At 31.1% G+C, this 21251-nt stretch carries 11 protein-coding genes; 1 reads left to right on the forward strand and 10 read right to left on the reverse strand.

Translation table 11 applies throughout. The features are described from left to right. Positions 1 to 3: 3 nt before the first annotated feature. The 4 genes from FN795_RS00865 to FN795_RS00880 form a co-directional block, all read right to left on the reverse strand. The gene (locus FN795_RS00865; protein ID WP_142448836.1) at positions 4 to 3711 is read right to left on the reverse strand and encodes a SusC/RagA family TonB-linked outer membrane protein; all 3708 of its coding nucleotides are present in this window, start codon (positions 3709 to 3711) and stop codon (positions 4 to 6) included. Between the two features lie 241 nt (positions 3712 to 3952). Next, complete coding sequence (locus FN795_RS00870; RefSeq protein ID WP_142448837.1) at positions 3953 to 5065, reverse strand: FecR family protein; 1113 nt, start codon at positions 5063 to 5065, stop codon at positions 3953 to 3955. 89 nt (positions 5066 to 5154) lie between these two features. Continuing rightward, the gene (locus FN795_RS00875; protein WP_142448838.1) at positions 5155 to 5769 is read right to left on the reverse strand and encodes an RNA polymerase sigma factor; all 615 of its coding nucleotides are present in this window, start codon (positions 5767 to 5769) and stop codon (positions 5155 to 5157) included. A 262-nt stretch (positions 5770 to 6031) separates the two neighbouring features. After that, positions 6032 to 8494: a DUF7619 domain-containing protein gene (locus FN795_RS00880; protein ID WP_142448839.1), complete on the reverse strand. Its 2463-nt coding sequence runs from the start codon at positions 8492 to 8494 to the stop codon at positions 6032 to 6034. A 151-nt stretch (positions 8495 to 8645) separates the two neighbouring features. Here FN795_RS00880 and FN795_RS00885 point away from each other — a divergent pair, with 151 nt between their 5' ends. After that, positions 8646 to 11747: a T9SS type B sorting domain-containing protein gene (locus tag FN795_RS00885; protein ID WP_142448840.1), complete on the forward strand. Its 3102-nt coding sequence runs from the start codon at positions 8646 to 8648 to the stop codon at positions 11745 to 11747. Between the two features lie 54 nt (positions 11748 to 11801). Here the strand turns inward: FN795_RS00885 and FN795_RS00890 are convergent, their stop codons facing one another. The 6 genes from FN795_RS00890 to FN795_RS00915 form a co-directional block, all read right to left on the reverse strand. Next, positions 11802 to 14201, reverse strand: a complete 2400-nt coding sequence (locus FN795_RS00890; protein ID WP_142448841.1) for a T9SS type A sorting domain-containing protein — start codon at positions 14199 to 14201, stop codon at positions 11802 to 11804. Positions 14202 to 14297: 96 nt separating this feature from the next. Then, positions 14298 to 16652, reverse strand: coding sequence for a T9SS type A sorting domain-containing protein (locus FN795_RS00895; protein WP_142448842.1), 2355 nt, complete (start codon positions 16650 to 16652; stop codon positions 14298 to 14300). A gap of 108 nt (positions 16653 to 16760) precedes the next feature. Next, positions 16761 to 19289, reverse strand: coding sequence for a DUF7619 domain-containing protein (locus tag FN795_RS00900; RefSeq protein ID WP_142448843.1), 2529 nt, complete (start codon positions 19287 to 19289; stop codon positions 16761 to 16763). 122 nt (positions 19290 to 19411) lie between these two features. Then, the gene (locus tag FN795_RS00905; protein ID WP_142448844.1) at positions 19412 to 19840 is read right to left on the reverse strand and encodes a hypothetical protein; all 429 of its coding nucleotides are present in this window, start codon (positions 19838 to 19840) and stop codon (positions 19412 to 19414) included. 143 nt (positions 19841 to 19983) lie between these two features. Then, a complete protein-coding gene (gene sucD / locus FN795_RS00910; protein ID WP_035643878.1) occupies positions 19984 to 20856 on the reverse strand; it encodes a succinate--CoA ligase subunit alpha in 873 nt (290 codons plus the stop codon). A gap of 84 nt (positions 20857 to 20940) precedes the next feature. Continuing rightward, positions 20941 to 21240, reverse strand: coding sequence for a nuclear transport factor 2 family protein (locus tag FN795_RS00915; RefSeq protein WP_238567930.1), 300 nt, complete (start codon positions 21238 to 21240; stop codon positions 20941 to 20943). Positions 21241 to 21251: the final 11 nt, after the last annotated feature.

The following is a 21251-nucleotide window of genomic DNA, read 5'->3' on the forward strand; positions in this document are numbered from 1 at the left end:
ATATTATAATGAAATGTTTAGAGTAAAAGTGTATTGAGACGTAACCGGCAATGCAACACCACCAGAGTTTCTAAATTCAGGATCTTGTCCGTTTAGTTTTTTATCCGAATAAACCAACCACGGATTTACTGCGGATCCTTTTAAAGTAAAAGTACTTACGCCAATTTTTTTCTTGAAATCCTTTGGAAATTCCCAACTTAATGAAATATTTTTCAATCTCACGAAATCACCGCTCGCGATTCTCACATCAGAATAGTTGTAAGTGTTGTATGCTCTTGCAAGCGTACGCTCTCCTCCATAATTTGCATTTAGTCTTTGGTCAGCAATTACAGGAACATTCGTAAAGTTTTCGTCACCAGGATTAATCCAACGGTTGGTAAAATCTTTAGTGAATACTGTTAAATCATCATAAGTACTGTCGTAAATAGGATTTAAACGAACTTTGTTTCCGCCCGATCCAACGAAAAAGATGTATAATGACCAATCTTTATATGTAAATGTATTCGCAAGACCAATTGATTTATTTGGCTCAATAGAACCCTCATATTTCAGGTATTTTGTAACATCTTTATTATCTTGAAAATCAGCACCGGTAATATTATCTGTTTCGCCTTCTGGCATAATGAAAGTTGGTAAACCTTGCTCATTCAAACCTGTAAACTGATAAGAATACAATGAATTTCTAGGATGTCCGATTGTATTTCCTCCATTTCCATCGATCAAATCAAATGTTGTTGGCTTGTTCTCTAATTTTGTGATTTTTTGAGAATAAACAGAGAAATTAAGCGTTGTTGACCATTTGAAATTATTAGCAACAATATTTCTTGTTGTAAAACCAACTTCCAGACCTTTTGTTTCCATGTTGGCATTATTTCCTTGTTTAATTCTTTGTCCTCCAACTCCTGAAGTAACAACATAATCAACCAAGTCAAATGCTTTTCGACGGTAAATATCAGTCGTCAAAGCAATTCGGTTATGGAACATTCCAAGATCAACACCTAAATTGGTTTCGTATTGTTTTTCCCAAGTCAAATCACCGTTTTGCAATTCATCGATTCTAATTCCAGTTTCTCTATCATCAAGATTCAAACGATCTGAGATGAAACTTTTATAAATAGCCAAAGAGTTTGTTGCAGGCCCTGCAGTTGCAGTTAAACCATACGATCCTCTTAAACTTAAATTGTTTACAGATTCAACATTTTTCATGAAATTTTCTTCAGAAAGATTCCATTTTCCACTGAAAGTGTAAGTTGGAAGCCATCTTGACGAACCGCTGTCTCCTTGTCTGTTCGAACCATCATAACGCCCTGTAACAGAAGCTGTATAACGACGATCATAAGTATATCCTACTTTTCCAAAGAAACCTACTGTTCTTTCTTTTTCTTCGTTAAAACCATAATAAGAATCTCCGGCATTGATGATTTTCTCCAATAATCTTGGATCTGTAAATGCAGTTAGTCCACGGTCGTACTGAATTCCCGCTGCAACAAAGTTATCACTGCTTCTGTCAACAACTCTCATCTCAGTTCCAAAGAAACCCTCTAGTTCATGCTTTTCATTAAATGTGTTTCTGTAATTAACACTGTTTCTGATATTATAAGAAGTCATATCATTTGTAAACTTTCTTAAAAATCCTCCGTTTGGCAATACAGAAACTTTTGGTGCTGTTAAATCATTTGGATCTTGATATAAAAAGATGTTTGCATCTCTTACAAGTGTATTTTCCATTGCATTGTATGCGCCAACAACATTCGAACCTTCTAAAATTTTATGCTCACGAGTTGTATTTGCGTAACGTGCAGAAGCCGTTAAATTATAATTCCAATGCGAATTTATTTTGTAATCTAAATCCATTTGGAAGCGAATATCTTTTACTTTGATCTCCATAAAGTTATTGGCCAACTCATTGATAATATTCATTGGAGCCCAGTTGTTTCTGTAATATTCCAAATTTCCATTCTCATCATAAGGTCTAAGCGTTCTACTTGTATTCAAAACATAATTGAACGGATTGATATCAAAATCACGAGTAACTTTTCCGAAAACTTGATCTTTCTCGCTTTCATAACTTCCAGGCGCGCCCTGATCACGAATAGAAGCAAGTGTAGATAACGTAATATTTAATTTATCGTTGATAAAAAACGTTCCTTTGATGTTTGATGAAAGTTGTTTCACGTCATCAGCAATTGTCCATCCTGGATCTGTGTAATAACCCAAAGACGCATAAAAAGTGTTGTTTTTTCCTCCTCCAGAAAAGCTCAAAGAGTGATTTTGAGTCAATGAAGGTCTAAATAAAGTACTAAACCAATCTGTATTTGCTAACTCATATTTTTTCAAGAAATTATTACGGCTAACTGGATCGTTGTTTACTAAATAAGTTCCAGTTTCAGGATTGTAAGTATTGATTGCTCTACCCAAAAGGTTATATGCTCCTCCATATCTTCCGTTTACAGTCGATGGCAAATCAAGATATCCCTTCGCTTCCATTTCTTTGAAGATACTCATTGATTCTTGTGAATTCAGAATATCATATTGACTGTAATTTGGTACCGTTCTGGCAGTTTGTTCTATTGCATAACTTATTTTTAGAGGAGAATCTCTTCGTCCTTGTTTTGTAGTCACGACCACCACTCCATTCAGCGATCTTGAACCATAAATTGACGTAGCCGATGCATCTTTAAGAATTTCAATGCTTTGAATATCATTTGCATTTAAACCAGCAACAGATGAACTCAGTAAAGTTTCAGAATTACCAGAAGCCAAATCGGCAAATGTTAGATTGATAATATCCTCTTGAACAACGCCGTCAATTACCCATAATGGTTTGGTATCTCCAAAAATTGAAGACGAACCACGAACTGTAATTTTTGGAGCTGTACCAAAAGTCCCGGTAACGTTCTGAACTGTAACTCCGGCAGCTTTTCCTTCGATCATTCGGCTTACGTCAACTACACCATCAACTTTTAATTCGGCACCAGAAATTTTGCTTATGGCACCAGTAAATGTTCTTTTTGATGTTTTTTCGTAACCAGTGGTTACAACAACCTCTTTTAAATTTTGTCCTAATTCAGTTAAAACAATAGTTGGTGAAGTATTTGAAATACCGATTTCTTTTGTTTCCATCCCAACATAAGAAATCACTAATGCTGTACTGTTTGCAGGCATTTCAATAGAAAAATTTCCATCAAAATCTGTTAAAACGGCAATTTTAGATCCTTTGGCCATTACTGTTGCTCCAGGAAGCGGACTTCCGGTAACATCTGTAACTTTTCCTTTAATAATAGGACCTGCCGTAAATATATTTGTTAAACCATCATGATTTGCTGCACTCGAAAATGAGTCTGTAGACACACTTTTTTGCAAAACAATCTGATTGCTTACTTCTGAAAAAGTTATATTAAATGGAACCAGAATTCTGCTAAGAATACTAGCTAATGTTTCTTGATTTGCTTCAATGCTTACTTTTTGATTTAATTGAGGCAATCTTGAATTATAAGAAAATTTTACTTGTGCAGACTTTTCAATTTTAGATAATGCATTGTCTAAAGTCAAATTTTCAACTGTAATTGTAACTTTAGTATCTAATTTTTTTTGCCCATTTACACTGTTTGCCATTGTAACACTTGAAAATATAAGTGCTAAGACAAACTGAAATAGTGTTATTTTCATGATTCGATGGAGTAATCGTTGTTTACCAACTGGTTTTTTCATAATTTTGGTTTGTTTTGATTAATACTGATTCGCGTGTATTTTAAGAAACGAACTGAACGTCTCTTTACAGAGAGAAATTCAATCTAATAAGTGTCGATAATGTTACAGCATTTCGGCACTTTTTTTATGCAATTGTTTTTACATAGGCTTATAATATTAGTTTTGGTTTTGGTTAATTTTTAGTTTAGTTGAAAAAAGACAGAAATTAAAAATGAATTATAATTACAGTTATAAAACACAATTAATTACAGCCTTCAGAAGTTATAATAATCTGATTACCATTCATTTCAAAATTGGTTTCAGCACTAATACTTTTACAAACAATTTTCAGTTTTTCGGGCAAAGGTTGATCGCTGAGCGACGTTGTCAAATGACAGTCTTTCAACTTATTTATTGGATAATCAATCTTAACAAGATACGCCTGTTCAATTGTCTCGAAAATTTGTGAAACCGGAATGTCGCTAAATTCAAAGCTCAACTGCTCAATATTGCCTACATTCTGTACCAGCTCTTTATCTTGAGTGATGTTTGTGATTTTATTGAATTTTAAATCACTTCTAAAGAACCGAAGTGCCTGATTGGGCAAAAGAATCACTTCTTCCTGATTTGAATTGGCAACCAAATCATTTGATTTTACCTTCACTTTACCGGTGCGAACAAGAACTTCTACATCAGGCTGATCAGAATAAGCTTTAACTCTAAAACTAGTTCCAACTACCTTTGTAACAATCTCATTAGCGTAAACGAAAAAAGGCTTTTTAGGATTTTTACTAATTTCAAAGAAACCTTCGCCGGATAAATACACCTTTCTTTCGTTCCCGGTAAAGATTTTAGGGTAACTCAATTTACTATTTGGCTGTAATAAAACAGAACTTCCGTCTGATAATGTGATGATTTGTGGATTGTCAGAATTATTGGTTTGCTCAACTAATCCTTCACTATTTTCGGCTATCAGTTCTTTATAGGTAACAATATTGTCTGCAGGAATATAATTTTTATAATACCAAATCGAAATCAGGCAAAAGAATAAACTAGCCGCAATACCAGTTAAAAAATAGTTTTTGAAAAACTTTGTCCCGGCATTCTTGCTGAAAAGAATTTCATTTTCCTTTTCTTCAATTTTAATCCAGGTGTTTTGTAGTGCTTTTTGAACATCAGAAGTTGATAAATCAGATTCTGGAACTTTCATTGCCAACAGCAAAAGCCTTGCGTCTTCAACAAGTTTAGCGCGCTGCAGACTTTCTAGAGTCCACTCTTCCCAGCCGTCCTGATCAATTTTAAGCAAAATCCAGGATTGGAATGATTCGTCTGACAAGAAGTCTTCAATTTGAGTATATGTGTTACGTTTTTGCATCTAAAAATAAGGTTACAAAAACATAGAGGACAGCTCTCTTATTATATACTCACTAAATTGTGATTTTTTTTATTTTTTTTGAAATAAAACTAAAAACTACTTGCAGATAGCAGAAGAAATAAGGAAAAAGTCCCTTTCCAATCCTTGCGAAGGCTCATTAATCCGCGGTGCAGCAAATTACTTGCAGATTGATAATTCACATCCAACATTTCTGCAATTTGCTCTACACTAAGACCTTGATGATAACGAAGATACAAGGCTTCTTTTTGTCTAGCAGGCAAATCATTCAGTAATTTATTTAAGTGAATTAGTTTTTCTTTTGCATCATCATCTGCATCATCTAAAAGTTCATGATCAACTGAAAATTCCAGAAGAAATGCAATAGAATCTGTACTGGCAGTTTTGCGAAAAATATGATCACGTTCATTCAAACGTGCAATTCTTTTTCGGACACTCGCTAATAAATAAGCTTTAACAACAACCGAATTCTGGAGCGAGCTTCGATAAATCCAAATATCCGTAAAAACATCCTGAATACAGTCCTGCACTTTTTCTTCAAATGGAGAAAGAGAATTACCATACCGAACTAAATCGGCATAATATCTTTCAAATAACATTGAAAATGATTTTTCATCACCATCTTTCAATTTATTCCAAAGTGCATTATCGTCAAAAAGATTGGAAGCTAAAGTTGATATATTCATTCTTGTTGGGGCAGTATTCTAAAAGAGTTTCGTTTTTATCTAATGAAAAGATTATAGTTTTTTAACATTATCCTTCATTTTTGTTCGATAAATATATAAAAGCAAATATTTAAAAACAATTATTTTACATAAAAGAGACAGTTTCCTAATATAGAAAACTGTCTCTCTTTGTTGATTTAGCTAAGGTTATAGCTAAATGTTAAAATTAATTCTATTAACTAACTATAGTTATATTGTAAGATTTTACCACCTATAGATTTTATTAGTATTTAATGAATTTTACAGCTGTAATTCCTGAATTTGTTTTAATTTTTAAAATGTAATTTCCTGCCTGAAGTCTGGAAACATCAATATTTGAAATATTTTCAGCATGTGGCACAGCAATAACTAATTGTCCTAACATATCATAAACATACATCGCTTGTTTTTCCGTTTCCTTTTTAGTGTTGATATTTAAAGTATCTTTTACAGGATTCGGATAAATGTTGAAATATTGTGAAAACTCAAAGTCCTGATTTCCTAACGTACTGAAAGTTGAACTTGCTTTATTTGTTAAAATCGGAAAGTTATAATCAAAATAAATATTAGCTTCATTTTCAAAAACATCTCCCACTTTTAGAGTTGGCAATGTTTTGATTTTAAAAGCAATATATCCATCATTATGAGCATCATCAAATGGAAGATTTATCTTTTCAAAAATAAATTCAACTTTATTTCCTTCTGTAATTTTTGCTGTATATGAATGACTTGCACTTGTTGGAATTAAAGTTGAAATATCGAATTTTGCTAAATCAATCATATCCTTCACTACAATATTTTCAGCTTGATAGTTTCCTGTATTTTCAAAACGAATTAAATAATGAACATATTCCCCTATCAATTCCGGTTTTATAATATTTCCTTCTAAACACGTTTTATCATTTGGGTCAAAAGAACCAACTACTGTCTGACGTAACGCAAATGAGTTATCTACGGGTTTTTCGTCATTTGCAATTGGCATTATTGTCGCATTAAAACTCAAACGGTCATTAATATTTACTGGTGGAGTTTCCATTGGCGAATTTACATTAAGTACAACTTGAATCTGTCTGCTTTCAAGAGGCTCTAAATTTTCATAATTCCAAACCAATTTATTAACTGCCTGACTTGTTATTTGTGGTACTGAAGAAACAAAATCTAAAACAGCATCATTAAAATCTAAGGAAATAGAACCCGATTTTGTTTGATTTCCTTTGTTTTTATAAACAAGCGTATAAGCCGCATCAAACCCAGGCCTTGCACCATTTGGGATTAGAGTAATTTCTAAGTCTTGATGAGAACCATTCGGAGTTACACAGAAATTTTGAATATAAGGACTTGCTGCTGTTGGAAAACTAACATTGATAGATTCCGGTGAAATCTTATAGTATGTAGGATTTTCCAAAAAAGGACTAATTGTATAAGTTCCTTCAGGTAAATACATTGAGAAATTTCCTGACGCATCAGCAATAGCAGTACTTTTCGATGTACCATTAGTTATATTAAAATTTAAATTACGAAAAGTACTATCCTGAGCATCACATCCATTGTTATTTTTATCGTTTTTAACAATACCAGCAATAGTATAATAATTTCCTCCTGGACCAAAAGAACAATAAGAGTTTAAAGTAATATTTGCGTAATTATAATATTTAATATATCTCTCAATTTGAGAATCCTTAATTTCATCATTGCATATATATTTCAAATTTGTACAACCCTCAAAATCTACGCCTTCATCTTTACCGTTTTTCAAAAAAATCATTGTTAGTTGCTTATTATTACTGCACTCAACACTGGTTAGTTTAATAAATTTGGATAAATCTATAGTAGTAAAATTATTGTCTGATAGACGAATAAAATCAATATTGCTATAATCATCAACATTTACCGACGTAAGTTTATTTTTTCCTAAACTTGCATTGCGAATGTTTTTTGGTGTTGTTAAATCAATTGTCGTTAAATTATTATTATCTGCCCATAAATCGGTCAATTTTGGACAATTTGACAAATCAAGAGTATTTAATAAGTTATTTTGAATCCACAACCTGGTAAGATTACTGCAGTCTTTTAAATTTGTAAGGCTTTCAATTTTACTGTCATTACAAATCAAGTCTTCTAATTTTGTAATACCTGTAAGGTCTAAAGTTTTTAAATTATTATAACCAAAATCAACGTATTTCAAACTCGTCAATCCCGATAAATTAAGACTTTCAACTACATTACGATCAAGATGTAAATGATGAAGTTTCGTTAATCCCGCAACATTTACAGAGACAAGCGAATTTTGTGCGGCAACCAAAGTTTCAAGATTTTGAAGTGCGCTGACATCAAGAGTCTTTATTGAATTTCCACTACAATCCAAATAAGTCAATTGTTTTAAACTACTAACATTTAGCTCTGTTAGATAATCACTACCGCAATTTAACTTTTTTAAATTTATAAAATTCTCAATACCCGAGACATCTTTAATGTTGCTCGAAAAAATATTCAATTCACTAACTTTTAAAGCTTCAGATAATTGAATTTCAGCGTCATCATTTTCATCAATTTTGATTGCTTTTCCTTGAGAATCTTTTGCTACATCGTTATCAATATTAGCTAGCAACAAAGCCACTTTAAACCTTACCTCTTTAAAATCAATAACTTGAGCATTTGATTTGAAAAATAAAAAAAATGCGATTAGTACTAAGTAATTTTTCTTCATAAAATGTTTTTAGAATCGTAAATATAATATTTTAACTCGTAAACCAATTCGTGCAAAAATATTTTATTAAGAATTTATTAAGAAAATTAAAATGTGTTCATTTGGTTAATTATATTTGTTTTTCCTATCTCTATTATTTTTAAAATTTCTAATGAAGAAACTCCTACTTGCTGTTGTATTTTTATTTGCTTCAAACTTTGCAAAAGCACAATTAATTATTGACAATACAAGTTTTACTCCTCAGCAATTAGCACAAAATGTGTTGCTTGGACAAGGAATTAATATTTCAAATATTAAATTTAATGGATCCGGATCTAATACCATAAGTGACCAAATTGCTCTTTTTGACAACGGATCGACCACTAACATTGGAATAAATAAAGGAATAATTTTAGGAACTGGAAATACAATTATCGCCAAAGGCCCGAATGACCGTTCCTTAGCTACTCTCCCAACATCAAACTCTTTTGAAGGTGATGCGGATTTATCTATTTTAACCAATAATCAACTCATTCGAAATGTTGCCGTTTTAGAATTTGACTTTGTTCCAATAGGAAACAAACTGACTTTCAATTTTGTATTTGCTTCTGATGAATATCCTGAATTTGTAAATGATCTGTACAACGATAATTTTGGATTCTTTTTAAGTGGCCCGGGAATAAATGGCCCCTATACCGGAAATGCAAAAAACATTGCTTTGATTCCAACTACCACATTACCAGTATCAATAAATAACTTAAATAACGGAAAATCAAACACTGGCCCATGTGAATACTGCCAATACTATATTGACAATACAAATGGTGCAACAATACAATACGACGGATTTACAAAAGTTATTCAGGCAAGTTCAGATGTTGAATGCGGACAAACTTATCATATAAAACTAGCAATTGCCAATGTTGATGATAATAATTATGACTCGGCAGTTTTTATAGAAGGCGCAAGTTTTAAATCTTCGGGTATTGATTTAGGCGAAGATTTAAAAATATGTTCAGCCACAACTTATACTTTAAAAACGGGATTAGATCCTTCAGTTGTACATGAATGGAAATATAATGGAACTGTAATTCCATCTCAAACTGGTCCGGAAATAACTGTTAATCAATCTGGAACTTACGCTGTAAAAGCAACTCCTAGCGGAATTGGATGCCCTGTTTCTGATGATATAAAAATCGATTTTGCTACGATTGCTCAACCCTATCTTTATTGTGGAACAAAAACGTCTAATTCCATTACTTTTGACTGGCTGGCACTAGGATATGCAGAATTTTCTGTTGCTTATCAAATAGGTAGCAATCCAAAAGTAGATGTTGGATTTTTAGGCAAAGTATATTCCTATACTGTTCAAAATGTGCCGGCTGGTGAAACAGTTACTATTACGGTTACCCCAATTGGAACACCTGCAGAATGTTATGGGCCAAATTCTATTTCTTGTATTCTTGATACCTGTGTTGTTACTCCTACCTTAACTCATAATCAAGGAGCTATCTCACAACAAGTTTGTCAAAATACAACAATAGCAGACATTGTTTATATTATTGGTGGAGGAGCCACAAGTGCATCAATTACTTCTGGAAATCTACCCGCGGGCGTGGCAACAAGTTTAGTGGGAAATACATTTACCATTAGTGGCATTCCAACTTCATCAGGAACGTTTAATTATACTATTTCTACTCAAGGTGGTTGTGGCACGAGTGCAACAAAAGGAACTATAATTGTCAATGCTAAAACTGATCCTTTATTTACAACTATTGCTCCAATATGTGAAGGCGAATTATTCACGCTCCCATTACAATCAAACAACGGAATAATTGGAAGTTGGACACCTGCTATAAACAATCTAACTACAACGGAATACACTTTTACTCCAAATTCTGGACAATGCGCCAATCCAGCAAAATTAACGGTAAGTGTAAAAACCAAAACAGTTCCAACATTTAATACTATTGCGCCAATTTGCGAAGGTGATATTATTGTTCTTCCATCACAATCTAATAATGGAATTTCGGGAACATGGACACCCGCTATAAACAATCTAACGACAACTGAATATACTTTTATTCCAAATTCTGGCGAATGTGCCATTTCAGGAAAATTAACGGTTGAAGTAAATCAAAAAACAATTCCAATATTTAATCCAATCGCAGCAATTTGTGAAGGTGATTCTTTTGGTCTCCAAGTACTATCGAATAATGGGATTGCAGGAACTTGGTCACCAGCTATAAACAGCTCACAAACAACTGAATATACTTTTACACCGAATTCCGGAGAATGTGCCACAAGCATGAAAACAACCGTAGTTGTAAATAAAAAAATAGTTCCAACCTTTGCACCGATTGCTCCATTATGCTACGGAGAAGCCATGTACATGCCATTATCTTCAACTAACGGAATTACTGGAAGATTTTCATCTGCTTCATACAATACTACTTATGCAGAAGCCATTTTTACTCCAGATCCTGGCCAATGTGCTACAATAGGAAAAATAGTTGTCGAAATATTTTCTAAAATTGAACCAAAAATTGAAAATGGCCAGATTTGTATTGAAGATATAACGGGTAAAGTTGTTCAATCCTATTTATTGAATACTCAGTTATCCAATTCATTATATACTTTTGAATGGTTTTTAGATGGAACAAAAATCGAAAATGAATATAATAGTACATTAGAAGCTAAGAAGGCGGGACATTATGCTGTAATTGCCATTGACAGGAACACAATATGCACTTCAAGTACTTCTGAAGCTACTGTTACTAGTGTAAAAACTAACTCAGGCGAATTAACAATTATACAATCTGATACTTTTTCTGAAAACTCTAATGTAACGGTTAACGTAACCAATGCTTTAGGATTTTTTGAATATCAAATAGACAATCTAAATTTTCAATCTTCAAATGAATTTACAAATATTACTCCCGGTAAACACATTATTACTGCGAGAAGTAACACTGGTTGTATTACGCTGAGCAAAGAATTTACAATAATTGGATATCCAAAATTCTTCACCCCAAATGGAGATGGACATAATGATACTTGGAATATTACTCCTTATGAAGAAATTGAAAATGATAGAATTTTTATATTTGATCGTTATGGAAAACTTCTAAAACAATTATCATCTAAAACCTTAGGTTGGGACGGAACTTATAATGGGCATCAAATGCCGGCAACCGATTATTGGTTTAAAATACTTTTTACTGAAAATAAAATTGAAAAAGAATTTAAATCGCATTTTACTTTAAAAAGATAATCCTATTATAAAAAAAGAGTCTGAAAATTTCAGACTCTTTTTTATTGTAAACTATTAATATCTAATAAATTTTGTACTTGAAACTCCTTTATCGGATTTAATTTTTAGAAAATAATTTCCAGTTTTCAATTTTGAAACATCAATATTAGAAACATTAATAGCATTGGGAACCGCAATAATTAACTGACCTAATACATCATAAATTTCAATAGATTTAATTTCTACATTATTTTGCAAGGAAATATTTAATCGATCTTTTACAGGATTTGGATAAATATTAAAATATTGAGAAAATTCAAAATCCGAAGTTCCAAGAGTTTTAAAAGTTGAAGTTGTTTTATTCGTCAAAATCGGGAAATTATAATCAAAATAGATATTAGCTTCATTTGTAAAAGAATCTCCAACTTTTAATGTTGGCAACGTTTTGATTTTAAAAGCAATATATCCGTCATTATGAGCATCATCAAAAGGAAGATTTATTTTTTCGAAAATAAACTCCACTTTATTTCCATTTGAAATTTTAGTTATGTAGGAATGGCTTGAATTTGTTGGAACCAACGTTGAAATATCAAATTTAGAAGTATCGATTATATCTTTTACTACAATATTTTCAGCAAAATATGTTCCCGTGTTTTCAAAACGAATTAAATAATGAACATATTCTCCAATTAATTCCGGAGTAATAACATCGCCTTCCAAACATGTTTTATCATTAGGATCAAAAGAACCAACAACTGTTTGGCGCATTGCAAAAGAATTATCAACTGGTTTTTCATCTCCCACCACTGGCGTAATTAAAACATTAAAACTCAAGCGGTCGTTATTATTAACAGGAAGAGTTTCCATTGGGGAATTTACATTCAGAGTAATTAAAATCTCTCTTGTTTCAAGAGGTTTTAAATCAACATAATCCCAAACCAATTTATTAGTACTTTGATTTGAAGTGTTTGGAACAGAAGAAACATAGTCTAAAACTGCGTCATTAAAATCAAGTGCAACCGATCCTGAAACTGTTTTGTTGGCTTTATTTTTATAAACAATTTTGTACGTTGCATCAAATCCAGGCCTTGCTCGCAAAAGCGATAAAATAGAAATTTCTACATCTTGATGATTACCTTTTGGCGCAATACAAAAGTTTTGTAAAGAAGTTGTTGACTCAGCAGGAAAAGTTACTGTTGCTGATGCTGGTGTTACCGTAAAATAATTTGGATTTTCTAAAATTGGAGTAATTGTATGTGTTCCTTGTGATACCGAAATTCTATAATTTCCAGAATCATCCGAAATAAAATTCCCGCTAATACTTCCATTACTTATGAGAAAACTTAAATTACGAAAACTTGAATCCGATTGATTACAACCATCATTATTAGAATCAAATTTTTGATTTCCTTCAATCGCATAATAATCTCCCCCAGGGCTGAAAGAACAATATGAATTTATATTACAATTATATATATTGCTTGATTTTAAATGAAGCTCTATAAAATCACGCTCATCATCATCAATACACACATATTTCAAATCATTACCAGTTGCTGTAAACATCTCATGTGCACTATTCTTTAAATTTAAATATGTTATTTGATTATAGTTGCAATTTAAAGAAAACAAGCTCTTTAATCCACTCAAGTCCAAAGTTGTAAGCAAATTATTTTCACAATAAAAATCAGTTAACAAACCTTGATTTTTTAAATCTAAAGAAGTTAATTTATTGTTGTCACAATATAATTTTTGCAATAATTTATTTTCACTTAAATCTATTGACGACACAAGATTATTAGTAAAATATAACGAAGTCAAATTAATCAAGTTTCGAAGATCAATAGTTTTTATTGCATTGTAACTAAAATCCAGAATTTTTAAATCAGATAAGCTAGTAAAATCAAAAGCTGTAAATTTATTACCTGAACAATTAAGTTCTTTTAGTTTTGACGTTTTATTAAAATTAAAATCCGAAAATTGATTACTGAAGCAAATTAATTTAGTTAAGACATTTTGATCATTTAAAACAATTGAAGTCAATTGATTGTGATCACAAACAAGCTCTGTCATCTTCAATTGATTTTTTAAATCCAACGCTGTTAATCGATTTGTACTACAATCTAATTTTTCTAAATTTATTAAAGTTGTCAAATCGATTTGGGTTAAAGAATTATCTTTACAAACTAATTCTTTAAGATTCGGGAAATTATTTATTCCATTTAAATCATTAAAACCATAACTTGATAAGTCTAAATGCGAAACTTCTTTTGCTTCATTAATATCAATTTCGCCATCATTATTTGAATCCACCTTAAAAAAAATGCCTGCCTGATTTTTTGCAATTAAATAAGGCGAATACGATTGTGCCTGAAGTAATTTTTGCCTTAAAAAATCATTAGGAAATACAATACTCTGTGAATTTACATGCAAAAAAACAAAAAACACTAAGAGCAAAAAGTAGTTTTTCTTCATAAAAAAATTTTACTTAAGAAGTTAATATTAAAAATTGTAACAATAAAACCTATCATAAATAAAAGCCTAACTTCATTAAAAAAGACTTTGTAAAATTTATAACTTAATGAACTTCTTACCTGAAATTCCCTTATCCGATTTTATTTTTAAGAAATAATTCCCTGATTGCAGTTTCGAAACATCAATTTTTGAAGTATTTTCCGCATGTTGCACAGAAATTATCAATTGTCCTAATACATCATAAACATACATCGTTTGCTTCTCTATTTCATTTTTTGAATTAATGTTCAAAACATCTTTTACAGGATTTGGATAAACATTAAAATATTGAGAAAATTCAAAATCTGAAATTCCGAGAGTTTTAAAAGTTGAAGTTGCTTTATTCGTCAAAATCGGAAAATTATAATCGAAATAGATATTAGCCTCATTTGTAAAAGAATCTCCAACTTTTAATGTAGGCAACGTTTTGATTTTAAAAGCAATATATCCGTCATTATGAGCATCTTCAAAAGGGAGATTTATTTTTTCAAAGATGAATTCTACTTTATTTCCATCTGAAATTTTAGTTGTGTACGAATGGCTTGAATTTGTTAGAACCAATGTTGAAATGTCAAATTTAGAAGTGTCGATCATATCTTTTACAACAATATTTTCAGCAGGATATGTTCCTGTGTTTTCAAAACGAATCAAATAATGAACATATTCTCCGATTAATTCTGGAGTAATAACATCACCTTCCAAACATGTTTTATCATTCGGATCAAAAGAACCAACAACAATCTGTCGCATTGCAAAAGAGTTATCGACTGGTTTTTCATCGCCCGTAATTGGCGTAATTAAAGCATTAAAACTCAAACGGTCATTATTATTAACTGGAGGAGTTTCCATTGGAGAATTTACATTGAGTGTAAATTCTATTTCTCTAGTTTCAAAAGGTTTTAACTGAATATAGTCCCAAACTAATTTGTTCAAAGATTGATTTGTAATTGCAGGCATAGAAGAAACAAAATCCAAAACAGCATCATTAAAATCTAATGTCACAGAACCTGACATAGTTTGAGTTCCTTTATTTTTATAGATAATTTTATACTTTGCATCAAAACCTGGTCTTGCAGGAAGTATTTCTAAAATAGTAATTTCTAAATCTTTGTGAATTCCTTTTGGACTTATACAGAAATTTTGCTTGAATGTGTTATTTTCATTTGGAAAAGTAACTGATACCGATTCTGGAAAAGATGTAAAATAATTGGGATTTTCTAAAACCGGAGTTATTGTATGTGTTCCTTCTCCTACTTGAATTCTATAATTTCCTGAAGCATCTGAAATGATATTTCCCTTTATCGCTCCATTAGTAATATTAAAATTCAAATTCGTATAGTTAGAATCAGCATCATTGCATCCATTATTATCAGCATCTAATTTTTGATTTCCCAGAATGGTATAAGAAGTTCCGCCAGGCGCAAATGTGCAATACGAATTTACAACGCAATTCGTATAACCTAAATATCCAAGCTGCAATTTTAAATTTTCAGTTTCATTTTCATCACAACATATATAAGTCAAATTAGGATTTCCATCTAATATCATTCCCGCATTATCAGAAAATCCGTTTTTTAAAAAGATTGATCTTAAATCATTATTTCTTAGTTCAACAAAAGCACCATATTTTAAATTACTTAAATCAATTGATGTTAATTTAGTATGATGACATTGTAGGTCTATCAAATTTTGTTGGGCTGATAAATTCAATTGACTTAATTCATTATTGTAACACCATAATCTTTCAAGTTTTTTTAAATTAGAAATATCAAGATTTTTAAGTTTATTACTTGAGCATCCAAAAGTTTTCAAATTCAAATTATTTGATAGATCTACAGAGGATATTAAATTTGAATCAAAAGAAAAATCTACTAAATTAGTCAATAATGAAGAATCAATATTTGTCAGCTTATTAAATGCACAAGACAAATACATCAAATTCTTAAAACCTTTAAGTTCAATTTTATTTATCTGATTATAATTGCAATTCAAACTTTGCAGCTCAGACAAATAACTTAAATCCAGATTCGTTAATAAGTTAGTATTACAATCTAAATCCTTTAATTTTTTTAACCCAGTTAAATCTAAATTTGTGATTTTATTTGATCGACAATATAATACAGTAAGATTTGTGAAATTATTAATTCCGGATAAGTCTGTAATAAACTGTTCATCAAAATAAGGCTGGTCAATATTTAATTGAGATACATTTGATGCTTCATTAAGGTCAATTTCGCCATCATTATTATAATCAATCTTTAATTTATTTCCGCCACTGTCCTTAGCAATTTCATTAGTATAACTAGATTTTAATAATCGAGCCTTAAAATTAGCATCCGGAAAATTAATAATTTGGGATTTTGCTGAAGAAAAAATGCATAAAGCCAGCAACAGCAAGTAGTTTTTGGTCATAGGTTAAATTAATTTTTGGTTTTTAAATATATAAAATCAAAAACTAATTTGGAGTAAAATTTCACAAAAAAAGCCTTACTAATATATAACAGAGTTTTTTAAAAACCTTCATAACTTTATGAATTTCATCCCTGAAAACCCATTATCTGATTTTAGTTTTAAAATATAATTTCCGGTCTGAAGTTTCGAAACATCAATTTTAGAAGTATTCGTTGCGTTAGGCACAAAAATTACCAATTGTCCTAACATATCATAAATATAAATCGCTTCTTTTTCTATTTCCTTTTTAGAATTAATATTCAGAAAATCTTTTACAGGATTTGGGTATATATTGAAATATTCTGAAAATTCAAAATCTTGTATACCCAACGCCTTAAATGTTGAAGTTGCTTTATTGGTTAAAATCGGAAAATTATAGTCAAAATAAATATTGGCTTCATTTTCAAAAGTATCCCCAACTTTTAGAGTGGGCAATGTTTTGATTTTAAAAGCGATGTATCCATTTCGATTGACATTATTAAAAGGAAGATTTATATTTTCGAAGATAAATTCAACTTTATTTCCATCAGAAATTTTTGTCGTATACGAATGACTCGCGCTAGTTGGTACTAAAGACGAAATATCAAATTTTGAAAGATCAATCATATCTTTAACAACAATATTTTGAGCCATATAAGTTCCCGTGTTTTCAAAACGAATTATATAGTGAATATATCCACCAATTAGGCTTGGAGTAATAACATTTCCTTCAAGACAAGTTTTATCGTTTGGATCAAAAGAGCCAACTACTGTCTCGTTATACACAAAAGTATTATCTAAAGGCAACTCATCAGTTTCAGAAGAATTTATTGAAGCGGTGTAATGAAGAATGTCCCCGTTATTAATCGCTGGAGTTTCAATTGAAGTGTTTACCTTTATATTTAAAATAATTTCTCTCGATTCAAATGGTTTTAAATTAGTGAAGTTCCATGAAATTTTATTTAATGTTGCACTAGAAACTAAAGGACTTGAACTTGTTAAATCAAGTACAGAGTCATCAAATTCCAAATTTACTGTTCCAGGCTGAGTTTTATTTCCTTTGTTTTTATACACAATTTTATATTTTGCTACAAAACCCGGTCTTGATGGCCATATAGGTAGCATTGTAACATCCAAATCATTATGAATTCCTAAAGCCTTAACACAAAAATCCTGCACAAGCGGACTTGAAACTGTTGGGAAATTTACTTGAATTTCAGTTGGTGAAATAGAAAAATAACTCGGATTTTCAAAAACTGGTGTAATTTTATAATTACCTGCTGGAACTTTCACCTCATATTTTCCCATTTCATTGCTTATAATATTTCCTGATTTCGTTCCATCCTCAATTTTAAATTTTATAAAAGAAGCTGGAATATCCAAAGCATCGCACCCATTACTATTTGTATCATTACGATTTGTCCCCTGAATTGAAAAACTTTCTCCTCCTGGTCCAAAAGAGCAATAGGAATTAACGTTATAATCTGTATATCCTTCTTGCCTAAGAATGTTTTCAATGCTACTTATTTGCTCATCATCAACACAGATATATTTTAACTTAGGATTATTCGAAAAGTCTAAATCTATTTCAATACTACCGTTTTTCATGAAAACATTTTGCAATAATGGGTTATCATTACAATAAAAATTTTGTAAACCTTTACATTCTGTTGCATCAATTTCTGTTAACAAATTTCCAAAACAATTTAAAAAAGTCAGATTCGGCACATCCGACAGTCCTAAACTACCAATTTCATTATTATAGCAATCTAAATATTGAAGCTTTTCAAGTCCTTTCAAATCTAACTTTTTTATATTATTAGATCCGCACATTAATTCGAGAAGACCAGACAAATTACTTAAATCGACGTTTGTCAAAAAATTATGACTATAACCTAATTGCCATAATTTATCAGTAACTGGTAATTTTAAACTAGTTATTTTATTATTGTCACAATGCAGTGTTTTCATATGAATGGAGTTACTTAAATCTAAAGTGACCAATTCGTTATAACCACAAAATAAATTTTCAAGTTTTGAAAAACTGCTTAAATCTAAATTTGATATTTTATTCTTATAAACTCCTAAATTTATTAAATCAGGGCATTGATTAAGATCAAGTGAAGTAATGATATTTTCACCACATTGCAGATTTTGCAAACCTGATAATCCATTCAAATTTAGCTCTGTTAATTTGTTAGTCCAACAACTAATAGTTTGAAGTTTTGATAATTGTTGAACATTTAAATTTGTCATATTGTTTCTATCACAGGATATTATTTTAAGGTTTGACAAACTTCTTAAATCCAATGTTGTTATCTTATTGTCAGAACATTCCAAAAACAATAAATTTCTAAAGCTTTGAATTCCTTCCAAGGATAATATGTTACTATTTCGAATATCTAATGATGAAATTAATAATGCTTCTGCCTCCTGAATCTCACCATCACCGTTTATATCTATTTTTCTTGCAGTACCATCATCATTCATCGATATTGAATTATCTACGTCAGCTCCTAGCAATTTTGCCTTAAAATTAGCATCCGGAATATCAATTATTTGAGAATTTACAGAAGCAAAAACACATAAAGCTAGCAATAGCAAGTAGTTCTTTATCATAAGTTTAGTTTGGTTTTGGTTTTTAAATATATAAAATCAAAAAATCAAAACCTAAAATTTCATAAAAAAAGCCTTACTAATTAAAGTAAGGCTTTTTGATGTTTTTATATTGAAAAATAACTTTAGAAAGCTACATTCCATCTAGGCAATTTAGCATTTTTATCTAAGAAATTTTGCAAAACCTGTCCTTCAACAGCTGTTGGAATTGCCTTTGCATCAGCATTGAAAGTTTCATACCAAACTACTTCAAGTTCAGTAATATTTTCTAATTTCATTTGTGCTGGCCAAGAATATTTTCTTCCTGTTTTTGCAAATTGATGTCCGTTTACAATTTTATCATATAAACCACCATTTTTGCTTTTTAATGTTCCATCATTCTGAACAGTTCCTGTAGAACCAACCATAATCAATTCTTTCTCTGCTCCTTCAACAGCATATACTACAAAAATTCCAGCGCTTCCTTCTGGAGCATTGCAAACTTCTTCTAAACTGTCTTCAATCGTAAAAACAAAACTATTGCTTGCTTTAAACTTTTCTAATTCTTTGTACATATTTCTTTTTTAAGCCTCTAAGATACTGAGGTTCTAAGATGCCAAGTTTTTTCTATTTATACCTCAGTATTTTAAAATGTAAAAAAGTCTCAACAGGATATTGAGACTTTTTTTTTGGAATTTTTTATTTTGAAACTTGAAGATTATCCAAGTACTTCTTTAACTTTTTTACCAATTTCAGCTGGTGAATCAACAACGTGAATTCCGTTATCTCTCATGATTTGTTTTTTAGCAGCAGCTGTATCGTCAGAACCTCCAACGATAGCACCAGCGTGACCCATTGTTCTACCAGCAGGAGCAGTTTCTCCAGCGATAAAACCAATAACAGGTTTACGGTTACCATCAGCTTTTACCCATTTAGCAGCATCAGCTTCTAATTGACCTCCGATTTCACCAATCATAATGATTACTTCAGTCTCTGGATCGTTCATTAATAATTCAACAGCTTCTTTAGTTGTAGTTCCAATGATTGGATCTCCACCAATTCCAATAGCTGTAGTGATTCCTAAACCTTGTTTTACAACTTGGTCAGCAGCCTCATAAGTTAAAGTTCCTGATTTAGAAACGATACCAACTGTTCCTTTTTTGAAAACGAAACCTGGCATAATACCAACTTTAGCTTCACCTGGAGTAATAACTCCCGGGCAGTTTGGTCCAATTAATCTAGAGCTTCTTTCTTTAACATAATTATTTGCTTTAATCATGTCTGCAACAGGAATTCCTTCTGTAATAGCAATAATTACTTTAATTCCGGCATCAGCAGCTTCCATAATTGCATCAGCAGCAAAAGCTGGCGGTACAAAAATAATAGATGTATCAGCTCCAGCTTGATCTACAGCATCTTTTACTGTATTAAAAACCGGACGATCTAAATGGCTAGTTCCTCCTTTTCCTGGAGTAACACCACCAACAACATTAGTACCGTACTCAATCATTTGAGAAGCGTGGAAAGTTCCTTCGCTCCCTGTAAATCCTTGAACAATTATTTTGGAATCTTTATTAACTAAAACACTCATGATATATATTTTATGTAGTTTTTAAAATTGTGATGCAAAAGTAAGGTTTTGTAATGTATTTTACCTTTTTATTATCAAAAAAAATTAAGAAAATTGACTCATTTGATAACCGCGATAAAGCTTATCGTCTTTTATTTGCCAAATTGCCGTAAAATGCGCTAACAACATTTCTTCTCTTGGGTTTTCAATCGTTTTTACAAAATGAGAATAACGCACTGATACTAAATCATCTTCTTCAATAATATGACTCATCCTCACTTTTGAACGAACATAAGCACGACCTAATTCATTTGCCATATCCAACATTGAATCATAATCCATTTCGATTAATCCTTTAGTGCTGTGCCATTCTAACTTTACTTCAGGATGCAAGTAGATTTTCATAATTTCGCTAT

This window comes from Flavobacterium resistens (assembly GCF_900182645.1).
Lineage (GTDB): Bacteria > Bacteroidota > Bacteroidia > Flavobacteriales > Flavobacteriaceae > Flavobacterium > Flavobacterium resistens.